General features: G+C 48.7%; 18 protein-coding genes and 1 pseudogene. 6 read left to right on the forward strand and 13 right to left on the reverse strand.

What is annotated here, in order from left to right:
* Positions 1-3 precede the first annotated feature (3 nt).
* From argH to GC178_14965, 8 genes are read right to left on the reverse strand one after another with little or no spacing between them, the layout of a single operon-like run.
* Positions 4-1290, reverse strand: coding sequence for an argininosuccinate lyase (gene argH, locus GC178_14930; protein ID MBI1288860.1), 1287 nt, complete (start codon positions 1288-1290; stop codon positions 4-6).
* Positions 1287-2375: a M20/M25/M40 family metallo-hydrolase gene (locus tag GC178_14935; protein MBI1288861.1), complete on the reverse strand. Its 1089-nt coding sequence runs from the start codon at positions 2373-2375 to the stop codon at positions 1287-1289. The genes argH and GC178_14935 overlap by 4 nt, the downstream gene beginning before the upstream one ends.
* Positions 2372-3139 (reverse strand): acetylglutamate kinase, encoded by a 768-nt coding sequence (gene argB / locus GC178_14940; GenBank protein MBI1288862.1) that lies wholly within the window; start codon positions 3137-3139, stop codon positions 2372-2374. The genes GC178_14935 and argB overlap by 4 nt, the downstream gene beginning before the upstream one ends.
* Positions 3132-4079: an N-acetylornithine carbamoyltransferase gene (locus GC178_14945; GenBank protein MBI1288863.1), complete on the reverse strand. Its 948-nt coding sequence runs from the start codon at positions 4077-4079 to the stop codon at positions 3132-3134. The genes argB and GC178_14945 overlap by 8 nt, the downstream gene beginning before the upstream one ends.
* Positions 4076-5203, reverse strand: a complete 1128-nt coding sequence (locus GC178_14950) for an aminotransferase class III-fold pyridoxal phosphate-dependent enzyme (protein ID MBI1288864.1) — start codon at positions 5201-5203, stop codon at positions 4076-4078. The genes GC178_14945 and GC178_14950 overlap by 4 nt, the downstream gene beginning before the upstream one ends.
* Positions 5203-6171, reverse strand: a complete 969-nt coding sequence (locus tag GC178_14955; protein ID MBI1288865.1) for an N-acetyl-gamma-glutamyl-phosphate reductase — start codon at positions 6169-6171, stop codon at positions 5203-5205. Before GC178_14955 ends, GC178_14950 begins: the two co-directional genes overlap by 1 nt.
* Complete coding sequence (locus GC178_14960; protein ID MBI1288866.1) at positions 6168-7373, reverse strand: argininosuccinate synthase; 1206 nt, start codon at positions 7371-7373, stop codon at positions 6168-6170. The genes GC178_14955 and GC178_14960 overlap by 4 nt, the downstream gene beginning before the upstream one ends.
* On the reverse strand, positions 7370-8050 hold the full coding sequence (locus GC178_14965; protein ID MBI1288867.1) for a GNAT family N-acetyltransferase: 681 nt from the start codon (positions 8048-8050) through the stop codon (positions 7370-7372). Before GC178_14965 ends, GC178_14960 begins: the two co-directional genes overlap by 4 nt.
* A 343-nt stretch (positions 8051-8393) precedes the next feature.
* Between GC178_14965 and GC178_14970 the strand changes: the two genes are divergently transcribed.
* On the forward strand, positions 8394-9353 hold the full coding sequence (locus GC178_14970; protein MBI1288868.1) for a fatty acid desaturase: 960 nt from the start codon (positions 8394-8396) through the stop codon (positions 9351-9353).
* A gap of 83 nt (positions 9354-9436) precedes the next feature.
* Positions 9437-10066, forward strand: coding sequence for a YceI family protein (locus GC178_14975; GenBank protein ID MBI1288869.1), 630 nt, complete (start codon positions 9437-9439; stop codon positions 10064-10066).
* A 58-nt stretch (positions 10067-10124) separates the two neighbouring features.
* On the opposite strand, the gene GC178_14980 is transcribed toward GC178_14975, so the two are convergent.
* From GC178_14980 to GC178_14995, 4 genes and pseudogenes are all read right to left on the reverse strand, one after another.
* A complete protein-coding gene (locus GC178_14980; protein ID MBI1288870.1) occupies positions 10125-11783 on the reverse strand; it encodes a hypothetical protein in 1659 nt (552 codons plus the stop codon).
* A 145-nt stretch (positions 11784-11928) separates the two neighbouring features.
* Positions 11929-15111 (reverse strand): tetratricopeptide repeat protein, encoded by a 3183-nt coding sequence (locus GC178_14985; protein ID MBI1288871.1) that lies wholly within the window; start codon positions 15109-15111, stop codon positions 11929-11931.
* 123 nt (positions 15112-15234) lie between these two features.
* Positions 15235-15303, reverse strand: a pseudogene (locus GC178_14990) (hypothetical protein).
* The gene (locus GC178_14995) at positions 15303-17720 is read right to left on the reverse strand and encodes a hypothetical protein (protein MBI1288872.1); all 2418 of its coding nucleotides are present in this window, start codon (positions 17718-17720) and stop codon (positions 15303-15305) included. Before GC178_14995 ends, GC178_14990 begins: the two are co-directional and overlap by 1 nt.
* A 237-nt stretch (positions 17721-17957) precedes the next feature.
* Between GC178_14995 and GC178_15000 the strand changes: the two genes are divergently transcribed.
* From GC178_15000 to GC178_15015, 4 genes are all read left to right on the forward strand, one after another.
* Positions 17958-18803 (forward strand): helix-turn-helix domain-containing protein, encoded by an 846-nt coding sequence (locus tag GC178_15000; protein ID MBI1288873.1) that lies wholly within the window; start codon positions 17958-17960, stop codon positions 18801-18803.
* A gap of 69 nt (positions 18804-18872) precedes the next feature.
* Positions 18873-19436 (forward strand): hypothetical protein, encoded by a 564-nt coding sequence (locus tag GC178_15005; protein MBI1288874.1) that lies wholly within the window; start codon positions 18873-18875, stop codon positions 19434-19436.
* Positions 19437-19446: 10 nt separating this feature from the next.
* Positions 19447-19632: a DUF2892 domain-containing protein gene (locus GC178_15010; protein ID MBI1288875.1), complete on the forward strand. Its 186-nt coding sequence runs from the start codon at positions 19447-19449 to the stop codon at positions 19630-19632.
* A 4-nt stretch (positions 19633-19636) separates the two neighbouring features.
* Complete coding sequence (locus GC178_15015; GenBank protein ID MBI1288876.1) at positions 19637-19948, forward strand: DUF1330 domain-containing protein; 312 nt, start codon at positions 19637-19639, stop codon at positions 19946-19948.
* Positions 19949-20041: 93 nt separating this feature from the next.
* Here GC178_15015 and GC178_15020 read toward each other — a convergent pair whose 3' ends face one another.
* Positions 20042-20803: a DUF1295 domain-containing protein gene (locus tag GC178_15020; GenBank protein MBI1288877.1), complete on the reverse strand. Its 762-nt coding sequence runs from the start codon at positions 20801-20803 to the stop codon at positions 20042-20044.
* Positions 20804-20994 lie beyond the last annotated feature (191 nt).

The following is a 20994-nucleotide window of genomic DNA, read 5'->3' on the forward strand; positions in this document are numbered from 1 at the left end:
GATTTACCCAACCTTCACCGCCTCCATCTTCTGGCGAATCTCACCGAGACATAGATTGCCGATGCTTCCTTCGTGCGTGTGGTGCACATCTCGGTTAGGGATGAATGTTCCATCGTTCACTTCCTTGCCCAATTGCTGGTAAGCCGTACGGAATGGCATTCCTTTTAGCACGAGTTCGTGCAGCGATTCCACCGTGTACATGGCATCGTAGATCGGCAACCCAACAATTTCGGGCTGCACCTGAATATGTTTCAGCATGAAAGTGGCCACCTCCAAATTGTCGATGGTGGTCTCGATGCTTTCCATGAAAACACCTTTCAGCTCCTGAAAATCGCGGTGATAACCGCTGATCAGATTGGCCGTGAGCAACGTCAAATGTGCCGTTGACTGCTGTACCGAATTGCACCGCGCACGCATCACCTCGAACACGTCTGGATTCTGCTTGTGCGGCATAATGCTCGAACCTGTTGTCAGCTCCTTCGGGAACGTAACGAACCCGAAATTCTGGCTCATGTAAAGACAGATGTCATCCGCCAATTTGCCAAGCGTGGCCGAAATACTCGACAAAGCAAAACTTACCGATTTCTCCAATCTGCCGCGTGACATCTGTGCCCCCACGCTGTTGTAACGCATGGTTCCGAAACCAAGCAGTTCGGTTGTCAATGTGCGGTTGATAGGAAATGAGGAACCATAACCCGCAGCCGAACCCAACGGATTCTGATCAGCCATTCGGTAAGCCGCTTGCAGCAGCAACATATCATCCACCAAACTTTCGGCATACGCGCTGAACCACAGTCCGAAAGAGGACGGCATGGCCACTTGCATATGGGTGTAACCTGGCAACAGACGGTCTTTGTGTTCTTCGGCCAATTCCATCAATTGGTCAAATAGTGTGATGACGGCCTCGCTAATGACCACCACACTGGCCTTCGCATACAGGTGAAGATCCGTGAGCACTTGGTCGTTCCGCGAACGTGCGGTATGGATTTTACGCCCTGCGTCTCCGCATTTTTCGGTCAACAGGTGTTCCAGCCAACTGTGCACGTCTTCAAACTCCTCCCCGATGGTCAAACCCTCGGTTTCCCATTGCTTTTGCAGCTCATCCAGCGCAACAGCAAGCGCATTCCATTCCTCCGCAGAAAGCAACCCGATCTGATGCAGCATGGCAGCGTGTGCGCGGTTGGTCTGAATATCGAACGGAATGAGGCGCTGATCCCATTCGCGGTCGTTGCCCACCGTGTAGCGCTCCACCAAATTGTTTACCGTGTATCCTTTGTCCCAGAGTTTCATTTCCGTGAGTTTAGCAGTTCGAAATAGGCGTCCAGCAGCTGTTGGTAGCCGCTCAATCCGTCATTCAATTCCTGTAAAGTGATGTATTCATCGGGGCGGTGCGAACGCTCGGTTTCGCCTGGTCCCATTTTAAATGATGGTCCGTTGAGCAACGCCTGATCGGAAAGCGTTGGCGAACCATAGGGTTTTCTTCCAAGCTCTATGGCGCATTTCACCACCGGATGATCGGCAGGAATGGCCGAAGACCGCAAGCGGAACGAACGCGCGGTGAGCGTTGCCCGGAGTTCCGATTGAAGTCGTTCGAAAACCTCCTCAAGCGTGTAAAGCTCGTTCGCACGAACATCCAGCACGTAACTGCATTCCGCAGGAACCACGTTATGCTGAGAACCCGCGTTCACCTGCGTCATGGTCACTTTCACAGGGCCAAGAAATTCTGAAACACGCTCAAATGCCAATGTTTTCAGCTTCGCGATGTCATCCGCCAAATGGTAAATGGCCATGTCATCTTTGATGTGAGCCGCGTGTCCAGCCGTTCCCGTCAGCACAGCATCAATCACCAAAAGACCTTTTTCGGCAATGGCAGGCTGCATGCTTGTCGGTTCACCGACCATCGCCCAATCCCATTTTGGAAGGTCGTTGCGCAGCAATTGCATGCCTCCTGAACCTGAGTTTTCTTCCTCAGCCGAAATGGCCATGCACAGATTCACAGGCAGATTCTCCTTCGCATGAAAATGCAGAAACGTGTGCAGCAACGTGACCAAAGAAGCTCCTGCATCGTTGCTTCCCAACCCGAAGAGTTTTCCGTCCTCCACCGCACCATCAAAAGGATTGCGAGTGTAGGCCGCATTCGGTTTTACCGTGTCGATGTGCGAATTGAGCAGCACCGTAGGCAACGCTTCATTATAGTTCCGATTGACCATCCAGCGGTTGTTTCCCACGCTGTGGAACTCAATTCCGTGCGACCGCAACCAAGCATCAACCACCGCCAACGCATCATTTTCCTGTCCAGAGAACGATGGTTTCTGGATGATCTCCGATAGCAGTTCGACCATGGAATTCAGATATGGATGCTCCGAACAGCTCATGCTTTGATCACTGTTCCGCCTGTTTGCCAGTTTTCGGGATGGGTGATTCTCACGGATGAAACACCTGCCTTTAACGCCTCAAACGCAGTATGAAGTTTAGGAAGCATTCCCGAATGAAACTGCCCCGAAGCTTTGCCTTGCTCATACATGGAATGCGTGAGTTCAGCAATCACAGAACTGTCGTCCTTATCATCAGCCAGAACACCGGGTTTTTCAAACAGATATGTGAGTGAAACGTCAAATTCAGCCGTCATGGCTTTGGCCACACTGGCCGCGATGGTGTCGGCATTCGTGTTCAACAATTGACCGTTTCCGTCATGTGTGATGGCGCAGCAAACGGGTGTTTGCCCATTTTTTAGAAGCTGCGAAAAGAAGGCTGCATTCACCGTTTTGACATCACCAACCCAACCGAAATCGTGCTCCAAAACAGGGCGTTTTTCTGATAGAATACTGGTTCCATCAGCTCCGCTGAGACCAATTGCATTTCGGCCGCAGGCCTGAAGCCAGGCCACCAGCTGTTTATTCATCAGCCCAGCGTAAACCATCACGGCAACTTCGAGGTCGAGGTCGGTGGTTATTCTTCTACCATCCACCATTTTGGGTGTTCCGCCCAAGGCTTCGGTTACTTGCGAAGCACGGTTTCCTCCACCATGCACAAGTACAAGCGGATGCGAAAGTTCGGCCAATTCACGAAGCAAAGCCTTCCATCGTGGCGCATCTTCCAGCAGTTTTCCACCAGCTTTTATGACCAGCAGTTTATCCACCTTGAAGCAATTTGTAGAGTGCCACTTGCGCGCTGATCACGCGATTTGCAGCCTGCATGATGACCAAACTCTGCGGACTGTCGAGCACGGAATCAGACACAACTACATTTCTGCGCACAGGCAAACAGTGCATGAAACCACCGTTGTCGGTCAGCGCCATTTGTTCTGAAGTGATCTGCCAATCGGTCAGTTCGGGTGCGGTTTTCCCGTACGGTTCGTAAGCCGACCAGTTTTTCGCATACACGAAATCTGCTCCAGACAAAGCCGCCTTTTGATCATGTGTGACGGTTACGCCTCCCATGAATTCGGGCGCGAGTTCAAATCCTTCGGGATGCGTGACGACCAATTCCACATCGGCCTGTTTCATCCACTCCACAAACGAATTTGGAACCGCTTGCGGCAATCGCCTTGGATGCGGAGCCCATGTGAGCACCACTTTCGGTCGTGGCTTGGTAGCCAAACTCCGAACCGTGATGAGATCCGCAAACGATTGCAACGGATGGCGTGTGGCACTTTCCAAAGAAAGAATCGGAACCGTTGCGTACTTCTTGAACGCTTCCAACACAGGTTCGGCATAATCCGCAGCGCGGTCCTCCAAACTTGGAAACGAACGCACCCCAATCACATCGCAGTATTGCGACAAAACCTGCGCGGCCTCTTTCACGTGCTCCTGCGCATTGCCGTTCATCACAGCTCCATCCTCCATTTCCAGCTGCCAGCCGTCCTTATCGAGGTTCATCACCATCACATTCATGCCCAGCTGATAAGCGGCTTTCTGCGTGCTCATCCGAGTTCTGAGACTCGGATTCAGGAACAGCAATCCAAGGATCTTTCCCTTTCCAGCTTCGCTGAAATGAAACGGATCTTTTTGGAACAGATCAGCCAGCGAAAGCCATTCGTTCATATCATCGACATCATGTACAGATGTGAAATGCTTCATTGCAAACAGGATTTCAGTGCGGCAAAAAACCGCGTGAGTTCTTCTTTGGTGACCGAAAGCGGTGGCAGAATGCGCAGCACTTTCGGGTCGTTGGCGCTCCCCGTGAAAATGTGGTGTTCAAAAAGCAGCTTTTTGCGCAATTCGCCCACAGGGAAATCGAACGCCAGACCAAGCATCAAACCTCGTCCTTTCGGCTTTGCCGGAATTTGATGCGCGCTGATCTGCTGCACGAACCACTCACCCAACGCTTCAGCGTGAGCAACCAGTTTCTCTTCTTCGAGCACATCCAAAACAGCCGATCCGCCTGCACATGCCAAATGATTTCCACCGAACGTGGTTCCCAACATACCATGCTTTGCAGGGATTTCGGGATGGATGAGAATGCCTCCGATCGGAAATCCATTGCCCATTCCTTTTGCCATGCTGATGATGTCGGGTTGGATGCCATGATGCTGAAACGCGAAGAATTTCCCCGTTCGACCATAGCCTGCCTGCACTTCATCGGCAATCAGTAGCGTTCCTGTTTCGCGGCACGCTTTTTCAACCTCTTGGATGAACGTGGTTTCGACCTGGTCGAGACCGCCCACGCCCTGCACACATTCTACAATCACAGCCGCCACATCTTGCGACTGCAACGCGTTTTTCACGGATCCCAGATCATTCAGCGGACAGAAAACAACTTCGTGCTGCGCATTGAGCGGAGCAACAATCGAGGGATTGTCGGTTGTCGCAACCGCAGCGGAAGTGCGTCCGTGAAAACTTCCTTTGAAAGCAAGAATCTTCTTCCGACCCGTTTGAAAAGAGGCGAGTTTCAGCGCATTCTCATTGGCCTCAGCTCCCGAATTGCACAGGAACAATTGATATCCTGTGCAACCTGAAAGTGCTTCCAGCTTTGACGCAAGTTCCTCTTGCAGCGGATTCTTTACCGCGTTGGAATAGAATCCCAACTTGGCCACCTGCTGCTGAATGCGCTCCACGTAATGCGGATGCGAATGACCGATGGAGATCACGGCATGACCTCCATACAGATCTAAATATTCCTGTCCCTTGGAGTCGAAAACCTTGCAGCCTTCGGCCCGTTCGGGCGTGATATTGTAAAGCGGATAAACGTCAAAAAGTGGCATCAGAAAGCAATTGAGCGAAGGTTCAACCCTGTGGTTTCGGCCAACCCGAAAATGCGGTTCATGTTCTGAACTGCTTGGCCTGCCGCACCTTTCAAAAGGTTATCGATGATGCTGGTAACCAGCAGTTTGCCATCAATGACCTGAACTTGAATCAAGCAATAATTGGTACCGACAACTTGTTTCAATTCGATGGTTTCGTCCGAAACATGAACGAACGGTTTGTCGCGGTAGAAATCCTGGTAAAGTTTCTTTGCTTCCACCTCATTCAAACTTGTTGCCGAGTAAACGCTGGCGAAAATGCCACGGGCAAAATCGCCTTTCACCGGTAGAAATGACACTTCGGGCAATTCGGCCTGACCAGCATTCTGCCACGTCTCCCCTATCTCTGCCAAATGCTGATGCGAGAACGGTTTGTAAATGCTCAGGTTATTGAGCCTGCGGCTGAAGTGCGAGTAATCGTTGAGCGATGCGCCCGCGCCTGTCGAACCCGTGATGGCGTGAACGTGAATGGAATCTGTGAGCAAACCTTCGGAAGCCATCGGCAAAAGTGCCAACTCAATGGCCGTGGCGAAACAGCCCGGATTGGCAATATTCATTCCCGTTTCCTGAGGAAGTTCAGCCAAACCGTACGTGAATTCACGTTCACCGAACTGCGAATCTTGCTTCAGGCGGAAATCGCTTCCGAGGTCGATGACACTTACTTCTTTCGGCAGCGGATGTTCCTCCAAAAACTTCCGAGAAAGTCCGTGACCCAAACACAGAAAAACCACATTCACATCGGTTGAAACCTTATCGGTGAATCGCCATTCCGGTTGGTAAAACAGATCGCGGTGTACAGAAGAAACCGCTTCGCCCGGCTTCGAATGACTGTAGGTGAACGCCACCTCCACTTCGGGATGATTTCCCAGAATTCGGAGCAGTTCGCCTGCCACGTATCCTGTTCCGCCCGCTATGCCAACTTTGATCATCCTTCTTTGCTGTTGTCCTGTTGAACGGTTCGGTGCAAACGCAACGAAGTGCTGATCACCTTCGTGAATCCTTTCACATCCTCGCCCGTCCACTTTTCGTTCATTTCGCCATACGTCCCGAAGCTGCTTTGCATCAGATCGAAAGACGAACGGATGCCGTCAACTGAGAATCGATACGGCAAAAGCGTCACGATCACTTCGCCTGTCACGGTCTTCTGCGTGTCTTCCAAGAACGTCTCAATGTTGCGCATCACAGGCTCAAAGTACTGACTTTCGTGCAGGAACATTCCGTACCAATCGCCCAACTGCTGTTTCCAATGCAGTTGCCATTTGCTCAGTGTGTGCTTCTCCAAAAGATGGTGCGCCTTGATGATGACCAACGGTGCAGCCGCCTCGAAACCAACACGACCTTTGATGCCGATAATGGTATCTCCAACATGCACATCGCGGCCAATGCCATAACCAGCCGCCATTTCCTCCAGCGCATTGATGGCTGAGACCGGATCCATTTCGGTTCCGTTCAATCCTGTCAATTGCCCTTCGGTGAATTGCAGCGTAACCTCCAGCGGTTCGGTTTTGGTAACGGGCGTTGGATAGGCCGATTCTGGCAATGGTTTGTCCGAAGTGAGCGTTTCCGCGCCACCCACACTCGTTCCCCATAAACCTTTATTGATGGAATACTGCGCTTTGGTCCAATCGAGTTCGATGCCAGCTTCTTTCAAGTAATCGATCTCCTGTTGGCGACTCAATTTCAGATCACGGATCGGAGTGATGATCTCGGTCCCAGGCAACAAAAGCCCGAAAGCAAGATCGAAACGCACTTGGTCGTTTCCTGCGCCTGTACTCCCGTGCGCAATCGCATCGGCATTGATAGATGCCGCAAATTCTGCCAACGCAATGGCCTGATAAACGCGCTCGGCACTTACCGACAACGGATAGGTGTTGTTCTTGAGCACGTTTCCGTAGATCAGATATCGGATGATGCGCTGATAGTAATCGTTGGTGCGTTCCAACACGCGGAATGAATCAACTCCTGCCAAGTCTGCGCGCTTTTCGATGCGTGTTTTCTCCTCTTCGGAAATACCACCAGTATCAACCAATGCGGCATGCACTTCCATGCCTTTTTCAATGGTCAAGTACTTGGCGCAGAAAGTGGTGTCCAAACCACCGCTGAACGCCAGTACGACTTTCTTCTTTGTCATTTGCTTTCAGTTTGTGTTGCCTGTTTCAACGCAGGCTTAAGTGATGGAAATGATGGGATGAGATTCTGAAGTCGTTTTCCTCGTTCCACCATGAATTTCTTGAAACCTGCCCAACGTTGAACCTTGGTTTCTACCACAGGTTGACTTACCGTTTTTTCCATGTACATCATACCTGTGCACATACACATGGTGCGGTTCGTTCGCTGCAATACGTCAAAGTTCACACAGCTTTGGCAGCCTTTCCAAAATGCCTCATCCTGAGTGAGTTCTGAGAACGTGACAGGTTTGTAGCCGAGGTCTGAATTGATCTTCATCACCGCCAAACTGGTAGTAATTCCGAACAACTTTGCCTCGGGGAACATTTCTCGCGATAGCTTGAAAATGGCCGATTTGATCGCTCTTGCCAAACCTGTTTTACGATAATCGGGATGAACGATGAGCCCTGAATTGGCGACATACTTCTTGTCTTCCCAACTTTCAATGTAGCAAAAGCCGACCACGGAATCGCCATTCAAAGCAATGACCGCCTTCCCTTCAGACATCTTTTTCTGAACATATTCGGGTTCGCGTTTGGCAATACCTGTTCCTCTGACCTTGGCGGCCTCTTCCATCATTTGGCAGATGGTGAATGCAAATGGATGATGGCTAATGTCAGCCACCTTGACTTCATAATTCATGAAATACGAATGATTGTTTTGTTCAATTGGTGGAATGCGCACTGACCTCAACGGTCCAAGGAAGTGCGACTCAGACCCTCAGAATGAAAAAGCGCGGGCACGCGTTCTGCCGCCTCGCGCAAATGCCAGCTTCGCACTCATGAAGAAGTGCCAGAAACTGAATACCGTTCATATTGAACTCGTTTTGCATGGCGCAAAATTAAAAGATGTTCAATTTTCCGAACATGATTTTTAGCAATTGGAGCAGAATTAATTGAAGCTTAACCCAATACACCTGTATATCTGGCCAACGCAAAATGTCAGAACGCAAGAGTTCCATCACCGCGATTTCTACTTTTGCACCATGAACCGATTCAACCTCGTTCGTTATAAAGCGGATTACCGCACCATTGCCACCGTAGTGGCTTACGCCATTTTCTACCCCATCAGTTGGTACTTGTGGGGCGAATTCGGTTGGGTTGGAAAGACCATACTTGTACTGGTGCATTGCAACTGGCAATTCTTTATTGCCACCATTATTCACAACACGATCCATGTTCCGATTTTCAGGAGTATGGCATGGAACAAGGCTTTCCAATTTCTGCTTTCGGCTGTGAAGGGAAACCCTGTAAGTGGGTATGTTCCTGGGCACAATTTGAGTCATCACAAACATTTGCAGACACCAAAAGATGCGGCCCGCACAACCCGCGCCAGATTCAAATGGAATTTTCTGAATCAGCTTCTGTTCTTCTTCTTGCTTGCGCGAGACATTATGAAGTCGGAAAAGGCTTTCGTTCAGCGAATGAAGGATGTAAAACCAGGTTGGTCTTCCCAGTACAAAAAGGAAGCAATTTTAGTGGGAACGATAAAAGTGGTCGCTCTTATCGTTGATTGGCAGCGCATGCTCTTCCTCATCTTCATTCCAAATATGTATTCGCTTTGGGGCATTTTCGGAACGAATTACTGGCAGCACGATGGTTGCGATGAAACGCATCCTTACAACCATTCGCGCTCATTCACTGGAAAGTTGTTCAATTGGATGGCGTTCAACAATGGTTATCATGGCATTCATCACATGTACATGGGAGTGCACTGGAGTCTGTATCCAGAATATCACGAACGATTGTTGAAACCGTACGTTCATCCAAGCCTCGACCAGAAATCACTTTTCGTTTATCTGTGGAAGTCGTGTATTTGGCCTGGGAAACGTTTGGATTACCTTGGAAATCCAGTGAAACTTCCTGCACCAGTTGAAACGGCAGATTGGGTAAGTGATGTTTCGATAGACCCAGAGGCAAAAGTGGCCCTGGGAGCAATTCAGTAATTTTTTTCGAACTGGTTGAACATTTGTATTCTTGTACCGTTTCAATCAATGTTTAAACATTAATTAATCTCAAACCAATAATCATGAAAACAAACAGACTTGTATTAGCAATGGCCGTTACTGGAGGACTTTTTCTTGCCAGTTGTGGAGGAAATCACACTCATGAGGCCGAAGGGTCGGCTGAAAATGCACCAGAAGCTCCTGCTGCCGAACCTCAGGAAGTTGTTGTAGACCTTGGCGGAAGCAACGTAAAATGGACAGGAGAAATGCTGGGAATCAAAGCCCATTACGGAAACATCGCACTTTCTGAGGCCAAGCTGATCTTGGCTGGGGATAAAGTGAACGGAGGAACATTCGTGATCGATATGACCACCATTGAACCAAAAGATGATGTGTACGATTCAGAGCACACACCTGAGAAATTGGTCGGACACCTGTCTTCACCCGATTTCTTTGATGTTGCCAACCATCCGACAGCCACATTCGAGATCACTTCTGTTTCTGAAGATGGTTCCACCGCAACGGGAAAGCTGACCGTTCGTGGCATCACCAACGAGGAAACTGTAAAGGACATCAAAGTGGCAGATGGAACAGTTAGCGGTACTTTGACCTTCGATAGAAAAAAATACGATGTGGCTTGGGATGCTCCGATGAAAGATGCGGTTCTTTCAAATGACATTCCGTTGGAGATCACATTGAAAGTGGCAGGATAAGATTCCGTTTAAAGAATTGAGGAAAGGGCCATCCGATTGAATCGGATGGCCCTTTCTTTTAGAACTCAAAGTGCAGTCCTGCAATGAAACTGAACCGCTGCACAGGATATTGGTTCCATATCTCGTAGCGCATGGCTGCGAGATTTCTCAGGTCGATGAAAGCTCCGATCCAACGCTTGTAGCGATATTCGGCACCAAGGCTGATGTCTGCGTAACCGCCCATTTTTATTGGTTGAACATGCGTTCCCAAACTGTCGGTAGCATAGCCTTTGGCAACACGGTTTCCGTTGGCCGTGATGGAAGCCTTGAAAATGAACTTGTTGTTCAGATTATAATTGCCCGCAAACGTAAAGGTGAAAGGTGCTTGATGCCATGGAAGAATGCTGTCATTCGGCATTCGAAAAAGTCGATACTGAGCCGTTGCTTGCACGAACAGTTTCTCACCGATATCGTAGCTCAACGAACCTCGGAAACGTGTGATCTTCGTGTCGTGATATTCAGGCAAAAAGCGGTTTCCGATGCCATCTGAAGTATCATTCACGAAATACAATTGGTTCTGCGTGATGATCTCCGCCACCGAAACATCGAAGCCCAATATCTTGAAAATGTTGCCTTTGAAACCAGCTTCCGCATTCAGTCTTTCGTAGCTGTTCTGGCGCAGAATATCCGTCTGCGCATACGGATTGATCTGTGAGATGGTGCGCAATCCGTTCCGTTGAACGCCACCACTCGCGTTCAAATAGAACCGCACCATGTCCTGCGCCAAAAAGTAATGGAATTTGAGCGTGGGAAAGATGAGCGGCCTCACATACGTTTCCTTGCCATCCACATTGAACTTGAAACCCGCATTCACGCCCCAACGTTCGCGCTGATGCACAAATTCACTCTCCAACCCAAAGATGACGTTATTCTCCATTCCGATGGGCGAACGGTTGTAGTAAGCGTCCAAATTGGAACGGACGTTCACCAAACTCTTCTTAACAGGAATGACCACACCACCGTAAAGTCCCGTGTGGCCTTCAGTTGCATTGAAACGGTCCATCGTATAATCGTAACTCACCTCCGCGAAGTCGAAGATCTTTGGCTTTTTTCCTTGATCGGTGCGGAAGGCAACCGTTCCCTTAATGTTGTGAAATAGCTGGTGGATACTGTCTTTGGAGAGCTGGAATTCAGACGGGTCGTAACCATAGAAGAAGTTCTCATCAAGGTCATAATCGACATCGGCAGAGAGTACATGGTCCTTCACGAAATACTTGCCGAAGGCCGAAATATTCGCATCGGTAAACCCGAACGGACGGCCATCTAACTTGGCAAATGACGCGTGGTAACGACCGTAGCCGCCCGCTTGGAATTTCTTACTTCGCAGACTGGAAAAAGACGCCTCTGCAAACGGCATGGTATAATTGCCAAAACCGAGTTTCAGGTGTCCGTTGTAGAGTTTCGGCAGCGGTTCTTTCCCGATGTTCGCGGCTTTCATCGGCTCCATATCCTGTTTCAGTTCAGGTTCTTTCGGAAGCACCTCGTACTGCATTTCGGGCAGCGGAATGCTATCATTATCAACGGTCGGTTGCAGACCGATCTTCTTGGCCTCACGCGCGGTTGGACGGTAATCTTTCCGCACGGTGAACTTCAGACTGTCTGGTAATTCTTCTCTTTCCTGTGCAAGCACAATGGTTGAGGCCAGCATCAATATCAAACTCAATTTCAGGGTTTTCATGTTCTGGAGGTTAAAGTTTTACCACAGAGGACACAGAGTCCACACAGAGTTTCACAGAGAAATCTTTGTGATCTCCGTGCTTTTTCTTCGTGTTCTTTGTGGTTAAGTTTCATTTTCAAAGTCACCTTCGGGGAGGTAGGAGCTTTTATTCCGCATTCGAGAATGCCTCAAACTTTTCGAGTTGGCGCAGCTTGTCTTCCGCTTCGTTCTTCACCACGCCATCATAATTCTCCACCACGTTCTGAAGCGTCAATCGCGCTTGGAAAAGGTCGTTCTGCTTCATGTAAGTGTCAGCCAGAAGGATGAATGCCTTGCCCAACCAGAACTGGTAGCCCGAAAAGCGGTTCACCATATCGAAAATGGTGGCTTGGCTTTGGTCAACATCTTCATTCAGCAACTGAATGTTGGCCACGTTATACATCGCTTCGGCACCAAAAACGTTCTTAGTGGTCCGTGCAACTTCCTGAAATCGGATGAGTGCTTCCTTGCGATTGTCCAAGCCCAAGGCGCATTTGGCCGAGATCAGCCTCGCCTCGTCTTTCAGGAGCTGCTCCACCCTATCCGACCGAAGCACTTTCTGCACGTACTCATCAGCCGTTTCAAAATCCTGCAATTCGAAATTGCTTCGCATCAGTCCAATGCGGGCCTCCAGCAGGTTTTCGGAACGCTCTGCAACTTCTTCCAGCATCAGGTATTTCATCTGTGCCTGATCGTATTGCTTCTTGAAAATGTGTATCTCAGCAGCAGCCACCAACGCACGTTCAGTATAACCCGTTTTGGCAAATTCCAGCACATGGTTGTAAGCCGCCAACGCATCGTCATACTGCTTCAGGTTGAATGAGATCTCTCCCATGTAGAAATGGGCATCCAAAGCGAAAAACCCGTTCGGGAACTTTTCCAGATACTTCTCGAATTCCTTCAGAGCATTGGCCATTTCGCCACGCTGCATCATCAGCTGCGCGCTTTCGAAATAGGATGTGTCCAACGAACCTTTGCTGGCATCGGGCAACTGATGGCTGGCGAGGTAATTCTCATACAGCTTCACATTTCCCTGCTCCACGTAGATCTTCTGAATCTTGAGCATGGCCTCGGATGCCTCAGAAGTTCCTGCAAAATCGGAAGCGACCTGTTTGAACAGCGGCAATGCGCGTTCGTCATCATTCGCGTTGTAGAAAACCAATGCCTTGTTTAGCAGACAGCGACTTACATATTGCGAACGCGGATTTTCAGCAATCACCCGATCAAACCACTCCACCGCCTCCTGCGGCTTGTCTGAGAAGAAATACGTTTCCCCGATCTCGTACTTCGCATCCACCACAAATTCGGAGTTCGGATGTGTGCTCAGCAACGATTTCAACTTGCTGATCTTCGAGCTCGATTTACCTTGCAATCCGTAGCACATGGCCACTTGAAAAAGCGCGTAATCGGCCTCCGAACCGTTCATGCCAATGGCCTTATTATAGTACGCAATGGCCTTGCCCGTGTTCTTCTGCACGTAGTAGCAATCGGCAATGCGCAGATTCGCATCGTTCACGCGTTGCAGGTCGTACCGCTCCAACTCCAAATACTTCAGGAACCAATCGATGGCATTCGCAGGTTCGTCCTTCGTGAAATACACGTATGCCAAACCGTAATGCGCCATTTTATAGACATCGGTTCTGTCCGCACCTATGGCTGAAATATGTCTTTCGTATAGACTGATCGCCTGCGGGAATTGCTTCAATGCTGCATGCGCCTCCGCCTGCCAGAACATCGCCTTAGCGGCCGTTTCCTTATCCTGATCATATCGATACGCCTTCTCGAAGAAGCCAATGGAACGCTCGTAATTTCCTTGATTGAACAGCTCCATTCCATGCTTTAAAGCTGTTTGCTCATAAAGCATTTTGTGCTGAGCCGTCTTCTTAGAGATCTTATCGATGGAAGCCAACGCGCCTTCGTAATTGTTGGTGCTCAGATAGACATTCATGATGAGCTCTTGCGCTTCATCCGCCCGTTCGCTGCCAAGTTGCTCATCCACATATTTCTCGAAAGCGGTGATGGCCTCATTCTGCGGATCGTAACTCAACTCGAACGAAAGTTTGGCGTAATTGAATAGCGCAGTTTCCTTCAACTCTTTATCGAAATCCATCTCAGCTGCCAATTCGAAAGCGTTTCGAGCGGCCATCTTGTCGCCTCCTTTCAGGTACGCATCGGCCATCTGATAGCACGCCATCTGTGCCATGGCATCCTTCTCTTTACATACCTGTTCAAAGTACGTGGTGGCCTTCTCAAACTTGCCCGACTGATAGCACGCGTACGCCAATCGATACGTGGCATCGCGGTCGTAGCGCAACTTGGCATACGCCTCTTCCAAATACGGAACGGCCATGGAGAATTCGCCCATTTGGTAATAGGCTTCCCCGATCATGCGGTGCAGATTGCCGCTGCTGAAATCGGAGAAATCCTTCCCCATGAGCCGCTGCCCGTATTCGACAACTTCCTGGTCCTTTCCTTGCGCCTGAAGTATCTGTAGCACATACAACGGCACGATCTTACCAAAGGTCTCATCACCTTCAAGCAGCGAGAACTTTTCGTAAGCATCATCATATTCGCCCCGAGTGAAAAGAATGTAGGCGGTGTAATATGTGATCGGTGCGTAGTACGCTCCTTCAATATCATCTCCCACCAACGCAAACTCCTTCAACGCCCGATCATGGTCGTCTGTATGGAAGTACGCGTAGCCTTTCTTGAAATGCAGTTCTTCCTTCTCGGCCGCGTTCAGCTCCTTCTCATCCGCACCCGCAAACCATGCCAACGCCTTCTTGTACTTTTTCTTGCCAAAGGCATATCGCCCCAAATGATAATGCGCCATGGCGATCTTGGAATGCTCGGGATGCTCCTTCACGAAACGCTCCATCAGCACATCGCCATCCTCGTTAAAAAGCTCCAAGCCGCACAGCGCGCGGTAGTATTCGGCATTCTCGCGCTCCATGCTCGAAAGCGTTTCGGGTGCCTCCAACGCTTTGGCAAACCGCTGCTGCGCAGCCGCATACTTTTTCTTCTGAAAATGCTCCAGCCCAATGGTGTAATCCCTACGCGTGTCGTTGTCGACACTCACGCGCTGGGCGTGTATCGGATATACAAGTGTGAAAAGGAAAAGAAACACAAGACCTCCCCCAACCCCTCCTTTCAAGGAGGGGTGCTTTCTCCCCTTTGGGGAGATGCCGAAGACAGAGGAGCTCATGGATGTGCGGAATACGGCCTGAATGTTCATAGCTAAGAGATTGATTACGGGAAACTTCGGTCCTGAAATCTGTTCAGGATTGACGCCAATTAAACGCCACCGCATTTCGGGCTATTGCGCAGAATGCCCGTCCGACAAGGCTTTCGAGCCATGCGTTATATCATTTGAAACAAGAGGCTATCGGTTCGAGGTTAGCGAACTTTTAGTACCGAACGTTGAACTGTGAAATCAATATACAAACGGAACAACCCGCTTCCGATCTTTAGGGTAGTCTGGGAATTTATCGAGGTAGAATTTTACTTACTCGTTTGGCTATCTAAACCAATGGCAGCTTTGATGGCATCTATCTCAGAGACCAATGAAGCGTAATTGCTTAGGTGGCCTTTCATTGTTTCATTATCGGCCTGCAAGGCTTCTATCTGCTTCTGTTGTTCTTGCATGCCTTTGATCAGCACGGTGGTCAATTTATCGTAATACACCACATAGCTGTCCTGAACCTTATCATAATACACCATATCCGGGTAGTGCTTTTCTATCTCTTGGGCAATAACGCCTATGTGCTCATCTTCATCCAGCCCCAGACCTTCTTTATAGTGAAAACGGATAGTGCTCAATTGCATAATGGTCGGCAGCACACTTTCAAGGGGAACGATTCTGTCCTTCTTACGGATATCCGAACAACTTGTGCCTGATGCCCAAACAGCACAGTTGGTACTGGTGTAATAAACCAAGTTGTTGTCTGATTGAAGCGCCAAGCGGTAATTACCACCGGCCTCAATGGTCAGTCTTTCCGTTGCTCCACTTACATACACCCGAAGGTCATTGACCCTTATTCCCAAATTTCTCCAGGAGGTAGTTGGTGAAAGCGAAGAAATGTATCCTGTATTATTTGATGCCGAATAGCTGATTCCCACACCTCCAGAACTGCTACCGTTAGGTGCTGCCAGCCCCACGACCAACTGCCCAGTTCCCCAAGAAGCTACACTTCCATCGCTATCCGTGGTGATAATATGCGTTCTTCCATAGGGAGTTGTAGTACCCACTCCAAGGTTTCCATTTGCATCCAACACCATCTTTTGTGAACCGTTCACGTGCCAGATATAGTTTGTAGAAACAGGCGTGTAGAATAGGAAGTTTCCGGTATTGTTGGTGATGTTTCCATTCACGTTGTCGTTTGACATTGAAATCTTCCCAGCTCCTGAGCCAGCCGTGATTGTTCCAGACACATCCAGTTTGGATCCGGGCGAACTCGTTCCGATACCAACATTTCCACCACCTGAGTTTATCGCCAAATCGGCCCAAGCACCTAAAGTTCCATTATGTCCACCAATTTGAGCAACTCCAGATAATTCTCCCATGATAACTGTTGCAGACGAATACCCGAACGCTCCTCCACCTTTCCAACTCCCCGGATCATTACTGTAGCCTCTAACCGTTACGGTCTGCCCATCAGAGGTGGTAGAACCGACATTCAATTGGTGTTGTGGTGCTGTGGTACCGATACCGACTTTCCCATTGTGCATGATGCGTAATCTTTCAATGGCTGCATTGCTCAATGAAGTACCTGTTGGTTTTGTAAAGAATGTGAGATTCCCTCCCTTATTGCTATTGCCGTGATCTTCGGCCGCAAAAGCTCGTATTCCTGCACTTGCGTCAGTTGTAGAAGGTCCTGTGTCATCAGTACTATCAAAAAGAATGGATCCAAGTGCATCACCGACCGTGGTCGTGGCATCTTCTCGTGTCAAAAAAACATTCGCTCCCGTAGCACTACCCACATTGAGCAAGGCATCTGGCGTAGTAGTTCCAATTCCCACGTTACCTGTCTGGTCAACAAAAATCCGAGGTGTGCCATCATCCATGATCCTCAGATCGTCATTATACACATCCAGCGACCAGGCAGAGGTCTGACCATCTGCATTATTTCCGCCATCAGCCAAATTTATCTGACCACCTTCCGTAGAATTATAAGACCAAATATTCAAATACCCGGTCTCGATTCTTACATCTCCTGCAACATCCAGTTTCTGACCTGGAGTAGTAGTTCCAATACCAACATTCGCATTACCGGCATTGATCGCAAGGTCAGCCCACGCATTGAGGGTTGAACTATGTCCCCCTAACTGTGCAACTCCATTCAATTCGCCAAGAATCACGGTTGCCGAAGTATAGCCGAAAGCTCCTCCACCTTTCCAACTTGTTGGTGTGTTGCTGTACCCCCTGATGGTAACGGCCTGAGCATCGGACGTACTTGAGCCGACACTTAGCTGTTGCTGTGGGGAGGTATTGCCGATGCCAACATTCCCATTTACCGTCAAACCTCCCGAACTGGCAATATTGACAGCTCCTGCATCTGCAGTTATGGTTCTTCCCACTCCTGAACCTCCACCATCGTAAGCTCCATCAAGCGTGGTGACAATACCAGATGTATTCGGAATTTCTCTCCAAGCATTAGAGGATCCGTCCCAATACCAATAAGTTTTGGTGTCTGTGTCATAAACCATCAGACCGTGATCAGAACCATTGGTCGGAGCCACGGCCGTTCGCTGGGCCGTGGTCATTCTTGGCAATAGAACGCCTTTACTCGTACTCTGAATTTCCAATATTGACTGGGCGTCTGGAGTTATTGCTGAACCTGATATGCCAACGCTTTGAGCAAGGGAGAAAAATGGCAGCGTCAATAGAACGATGGGCAGAAATCTGGAAGAATTTCTCATAGGTTAGATATTAGTAAGTGGCAACTGAATTGACATCAGCCTACACAAAAGAAATCAATAATCTACAGGTACACTTTGTATATCGGCATTATTAGACAAACAGTCGAAATAATGCCTGTAGACATGAGTAAACACAACGGAATAATACGCTTGCGTCCTTTTATGTAATCTGGGAATTTATCACCGCGTAGCGTGATACACTTTCATCAGTCGGAATAATATCCAATCTTCGTTGGCATGGAAATCAGAGAGCAATTCCTGATGTATAAGGGGCTGCCGGTTTTCGGGCGGGTTTCCAAGCCGCATTTCAAAAGGGAGTTGAAGGAATACGTTACGGAAGAGGCGTGTTTCATCTTTGTGAATGAGGGCGAACTTTCGGTGCGGGCGCAGGACCGCGTGCTTGACCTGGACAGCAACACGGGGCTTTTGGCCAAGTGCCTGAACTATTTCTACGAGGTTTCCCGCGAGCAACGCAAAGTGGGCGATGGCGTGGATGTGATCGGAGTGCTGCTGCATCCGCAGATCATGAAAGAGATCTTCGACAGTGACCTGTCGCAATCGACCTATCGGGTCAATTTTAACCTGAAGCAAGTTCAAATTGATGCCCTTTTCGAGGCTTTCAAGCAAAGCATTGCCATTCTTATCGACCATCCAGAATTGGCAGATGAAGCCATGATCAGAAACAAACTGAAGGAGTTTGTGCTGCTGCTAACCAAGAGTTCGAATGCGCCTACTACTTTGGATTTTCTGGCGGCCATGTTCAAACCCGAACATGTAGAATTCAAAACGGTGGTCCGGTCGAATTTGTATTCAAGTTTATCGGTAGAAGAACTGGCGAAACTCTGCCACATGAGCACTTCGTCTTTCAAACGGAAATTCAAAGAAGTGTACCACGAAAGCCCCAAAAAGTACATTGCCCAAAAGAAAATCGAGCGGGCTGAGCAGTTATTGAAGGTGCACGATAATCGGGTTTCGGATGTGGCGTATGATGTGGGTTTCGAAACGGTTTCCACGTTCAACCGCAGCTTCAAATCGGTTACAGGAAAATCGCCCTCGGAATATCGGTTGGCCCAAACTGCGTAGTTTTTGACCTGATCTGAGAAGTCTGCCTGCTTCTGGTTGATGAGATTTGTGTTACCAAATTTCAAGACCATGAGACAATCAACTCCGCGAACAAGGAAAGTCGGAAAAACACCGACAGAGATCACCCTCGAGGTCGAGATCAACAAACCGATTGAGGACGTTCGGGCGGATTTCGCAGAGATCGGCAACATTTACCTGAGCGCCCCGACAGTTGGTTATTCGTATCTATCATCAGAGACAAAACACGGTTTAGGCGCACAGCGGCACATGGAAATGTCGATCATGCCCGGATCCACTTTGGACGAGCGCGTCATTGCTTGGGAAGAAAGCAGCTTTATGGAGCTGGAAGTGGTGAAGATCAAAGGAATGCCCGGTGTGCAAACGATGGGCGGAGACTTTGGACTTACAGCTTCTGGAGAAGGCAAAACCGTGCTGCGATCAACCCTCAACTACTCGATGAGTAACGGCCTTTTCGGCTTCATGAATAAGTTGATGATGAACAAGGTATTCCTGAAGCTTTGGACCTCCATTCTGGCCGGATACAAACACCATAACGAGACGGGCGAAGAGGTGACCTCCAAAACCAAACTGCCGCTGAATGCAGTCAAAAAACTCGAAGTGAAAATCAATTAATCAAAATATCATGAACAAGAACGTTGGCACCGCAGACAGAATTATCCGAACAATTGTTGGCCTGAGCATCATCGGAGCGGGAATTTATTTCTCCAGCTGGTGGGGTACACTTGGCGGGTTGATCATGATACCAGCCATTCTCGGTTCAGACCCCGTTTATGATTGGATTGGCATAAACACAAACAAGAAAAATTAGACAGATGAGTTCAGAAAACAAGACATTTTTAATCGTTAATGCCGTTCCGAATACGAACGACATGGCAAGTTTCCAATCTTATTTATCTCAGATAGTTGGCATTTTTAAGCAGCATGGCGGAAGTAACATGCAGCGCTTTAAAACCATCGAACAGGTAATGGGGAAAGGCGGGATAAAGGCAATTGCAGTATTCGAATTTCCCTCTCCGCAACACATTAAGGACATGATTGCCAGCCCAGAGTTCACGGCATTAGATGAACTTCGGAAGAAGGCTTACACGCAAGAAGTGGATCTGATGATCTGCGAAACGCTATAGACTATTCAAATTCGTACAAACAAGAAGCGCTTAGCGTGCAGACAATGAACGCTAAGCGCTGTATCATTTCACTAGGAAGTTTTCAGGTGAAAATCAGTACACAAACGGAATAACCCGCTTGCGTTCTTTCGGGTAATCTGGGAAATTATCAAGGTAGAACTGATGGTGGTCTTTGGCGCGCGGCACCAAGTTGGCAAACGTCCAAATGGCAAATGAGGCCGCAGGCAGGTTCCACGCCAAGATGGCAAAACCCGTCCATTCCAAAATTTCCCCGAACAGGTTGGGCGCACTCACATAATTGAACAATCCGCCACGCGGAATAACATAACCTGTTTCGCCAGATTTACGCAGGTTCATCAGCTTTTCGTCTGCCCAAGAGTTGATACCGAAACCAAGCACAAAAAGCGGCAATCCAACCATAAACTGCCAACTGGTTAGCCAGTCTTCGGTGTAAGAACTCAACTCCGCCAAATAAAACCCATTGAATCCCGCATTGAACAGGTTGAAGAACACAGCTGAGAATACAATCGTAATCGGCATCAACTTGTTTCCGCTCTTAATTCTGAATGGAAAGATGAACGTGCGGTTGAGGTAATGCAGCAGCCACAATCCGCCAATGATCCATGTTACGGAATTCACTTTCGAACCGAGAACAAGTGAAACAAGAATGATAGCAAATGATGGCAGCTCCATTAGCAGCCATCCGAACTTGTTCTTGATCATCGGTCCCCAACCCGACTTAGTATGCCGACCGAACGGTGCTGTTACGAATTGTAGCAGCATAAAAACGCCTAACGCCAATGCGATCCACGCCCAAACGAACAGTTCAAAATGCGCTACAAACCATGTTTTCATGAGCCTAACATAGGTTTTCCCATGAAATGGTATTGACCAATTCTTCCCGCGTCATTGCTGTAAAAGTCAACTAATTCGGTAATGATTTTCTAAAGTTAAGAGGTATGTCATTTATTCCTTGATGATGCCTCATTTCGTTGTAGTAAAAGAGATATTGTAGGAGCTCATCCTTCAGTTCCTCAACGGTGTCA

The organism is Flavobacteriales bacterium (assembly GCA_016124845.1).
GTDB lineage: Bacteria > Bacteroidota > Bacteroidia > UBA10329 > UBA10329 > UBA10329.

Coding starts and splice junctions, on each gene's coding strand:
- GC178_15010 (MBI1288875.1), top strand. CDS start 19,447: ATGAACAAGAACGTTGGCACCGCAGACAGAATTATCCGAACAATTGTT.
- GC178_15005 (MBI1288874.1), top strand. CDS start 18,873: ATGAGACAATCAACTCCGCGAACAAGGAAAGTCGGAAAAACACCGACA.
- GC178_14970 (MBI1288868.1), top strand. CDS start 8,394: ATGAACCGATTCAACCTCGTTCGTTATAAAGCGGATTACCGCACCATT.
- GC178_14945 (MBI1288863.1), bottom strand. CDS start 4,079: ATGAAGCATTTCACATCTGTACATGATGTCGATGATATGAACGAATGG.
- GC178_14960 (MBI1288866.1), bottom strand. CDS start 7,373: ATGACAAAGAAGAAAGTCGTACTGGCGTTCAGCGGTGGTTTGGACACC.
- argH (MBI1288860.1), bottom strand. CDS start 1,290: ATGAAACTCTGGGACAAAGGATACACGGTAAACAATTTGGTGGAGCGC.
- GC178_14935 (MBI1288861.1), bottom strand. CDS start 2,375: ATGAGCTGTTCGGAGCATCCATATCTGAATTCCATGGTCGAACTGCTA.
- GC178_14980 (MBI1288870.1), bottom strand. CDS start 11,783: ATGAAAACCCTGAAATTGAGTTTGATATTGATGCTGGCCTCAACCATT.
- GC178_14965 (MBI1288867.1), bottom strand. CDS start 8,050: ATGAATTATGAAGTCAAGGTGGCTGACATTAGCCATCATCCATTTGCA.
- GC178_14955 (MBI1288865.1), bottom strand. CDS start 6,171: ATGATCAAAGTTGGCATAGCGGGCGGAACAGGATACGTGGCAGGCGAA.
- GC178_15000 (MBI1288873.1), top strand. CDS start 17,958: ATGGAAATCAGAGAGCAATTCCTGATGTATAAGGGGCTGCCGGTTTTC.
- GC178_14995 (MBI1288872.1), bottom strand. CDS start 17,720: ATGAGAAATTCTTCCAGATTTCTGCCCATCGTTCTATTGACGCTGCCA.
- GC178_14975 (MBI1288869.1), top strand. CDS start 9,437: ATGAAAACAAACAGACTTGTATTAGCAATGGCCGTTACTGGAGGACTT.
- GC178_14985 (MBI1288871.1), bottom strand. CDS start 15,111: ATGCGGTGGCGTTTAATTGGCGTCAATCCTGAACAGATTTCAGGACCG.
- GC178_14950 (MBI1288864.1), bottom strand. CDS start 5,203: ATGCCACTTTTTGACGTTTATCCGCTTTACAATATCACGCCCGAACGG.
- GC178_15020 (MBI1288877.1), bottom strand. CDS start 20,803: ATGAAAACATGGTTTGTAGCGCATTTTGAACTGTTCGTTTGGGCGTGG.
- GC178_15015 (MBI1288876.1), top strand. CDS start 19,637: ATGAGTTCAGAAAACAAGACATTTTTAATCGTTAATGCCGTTCCGAAT.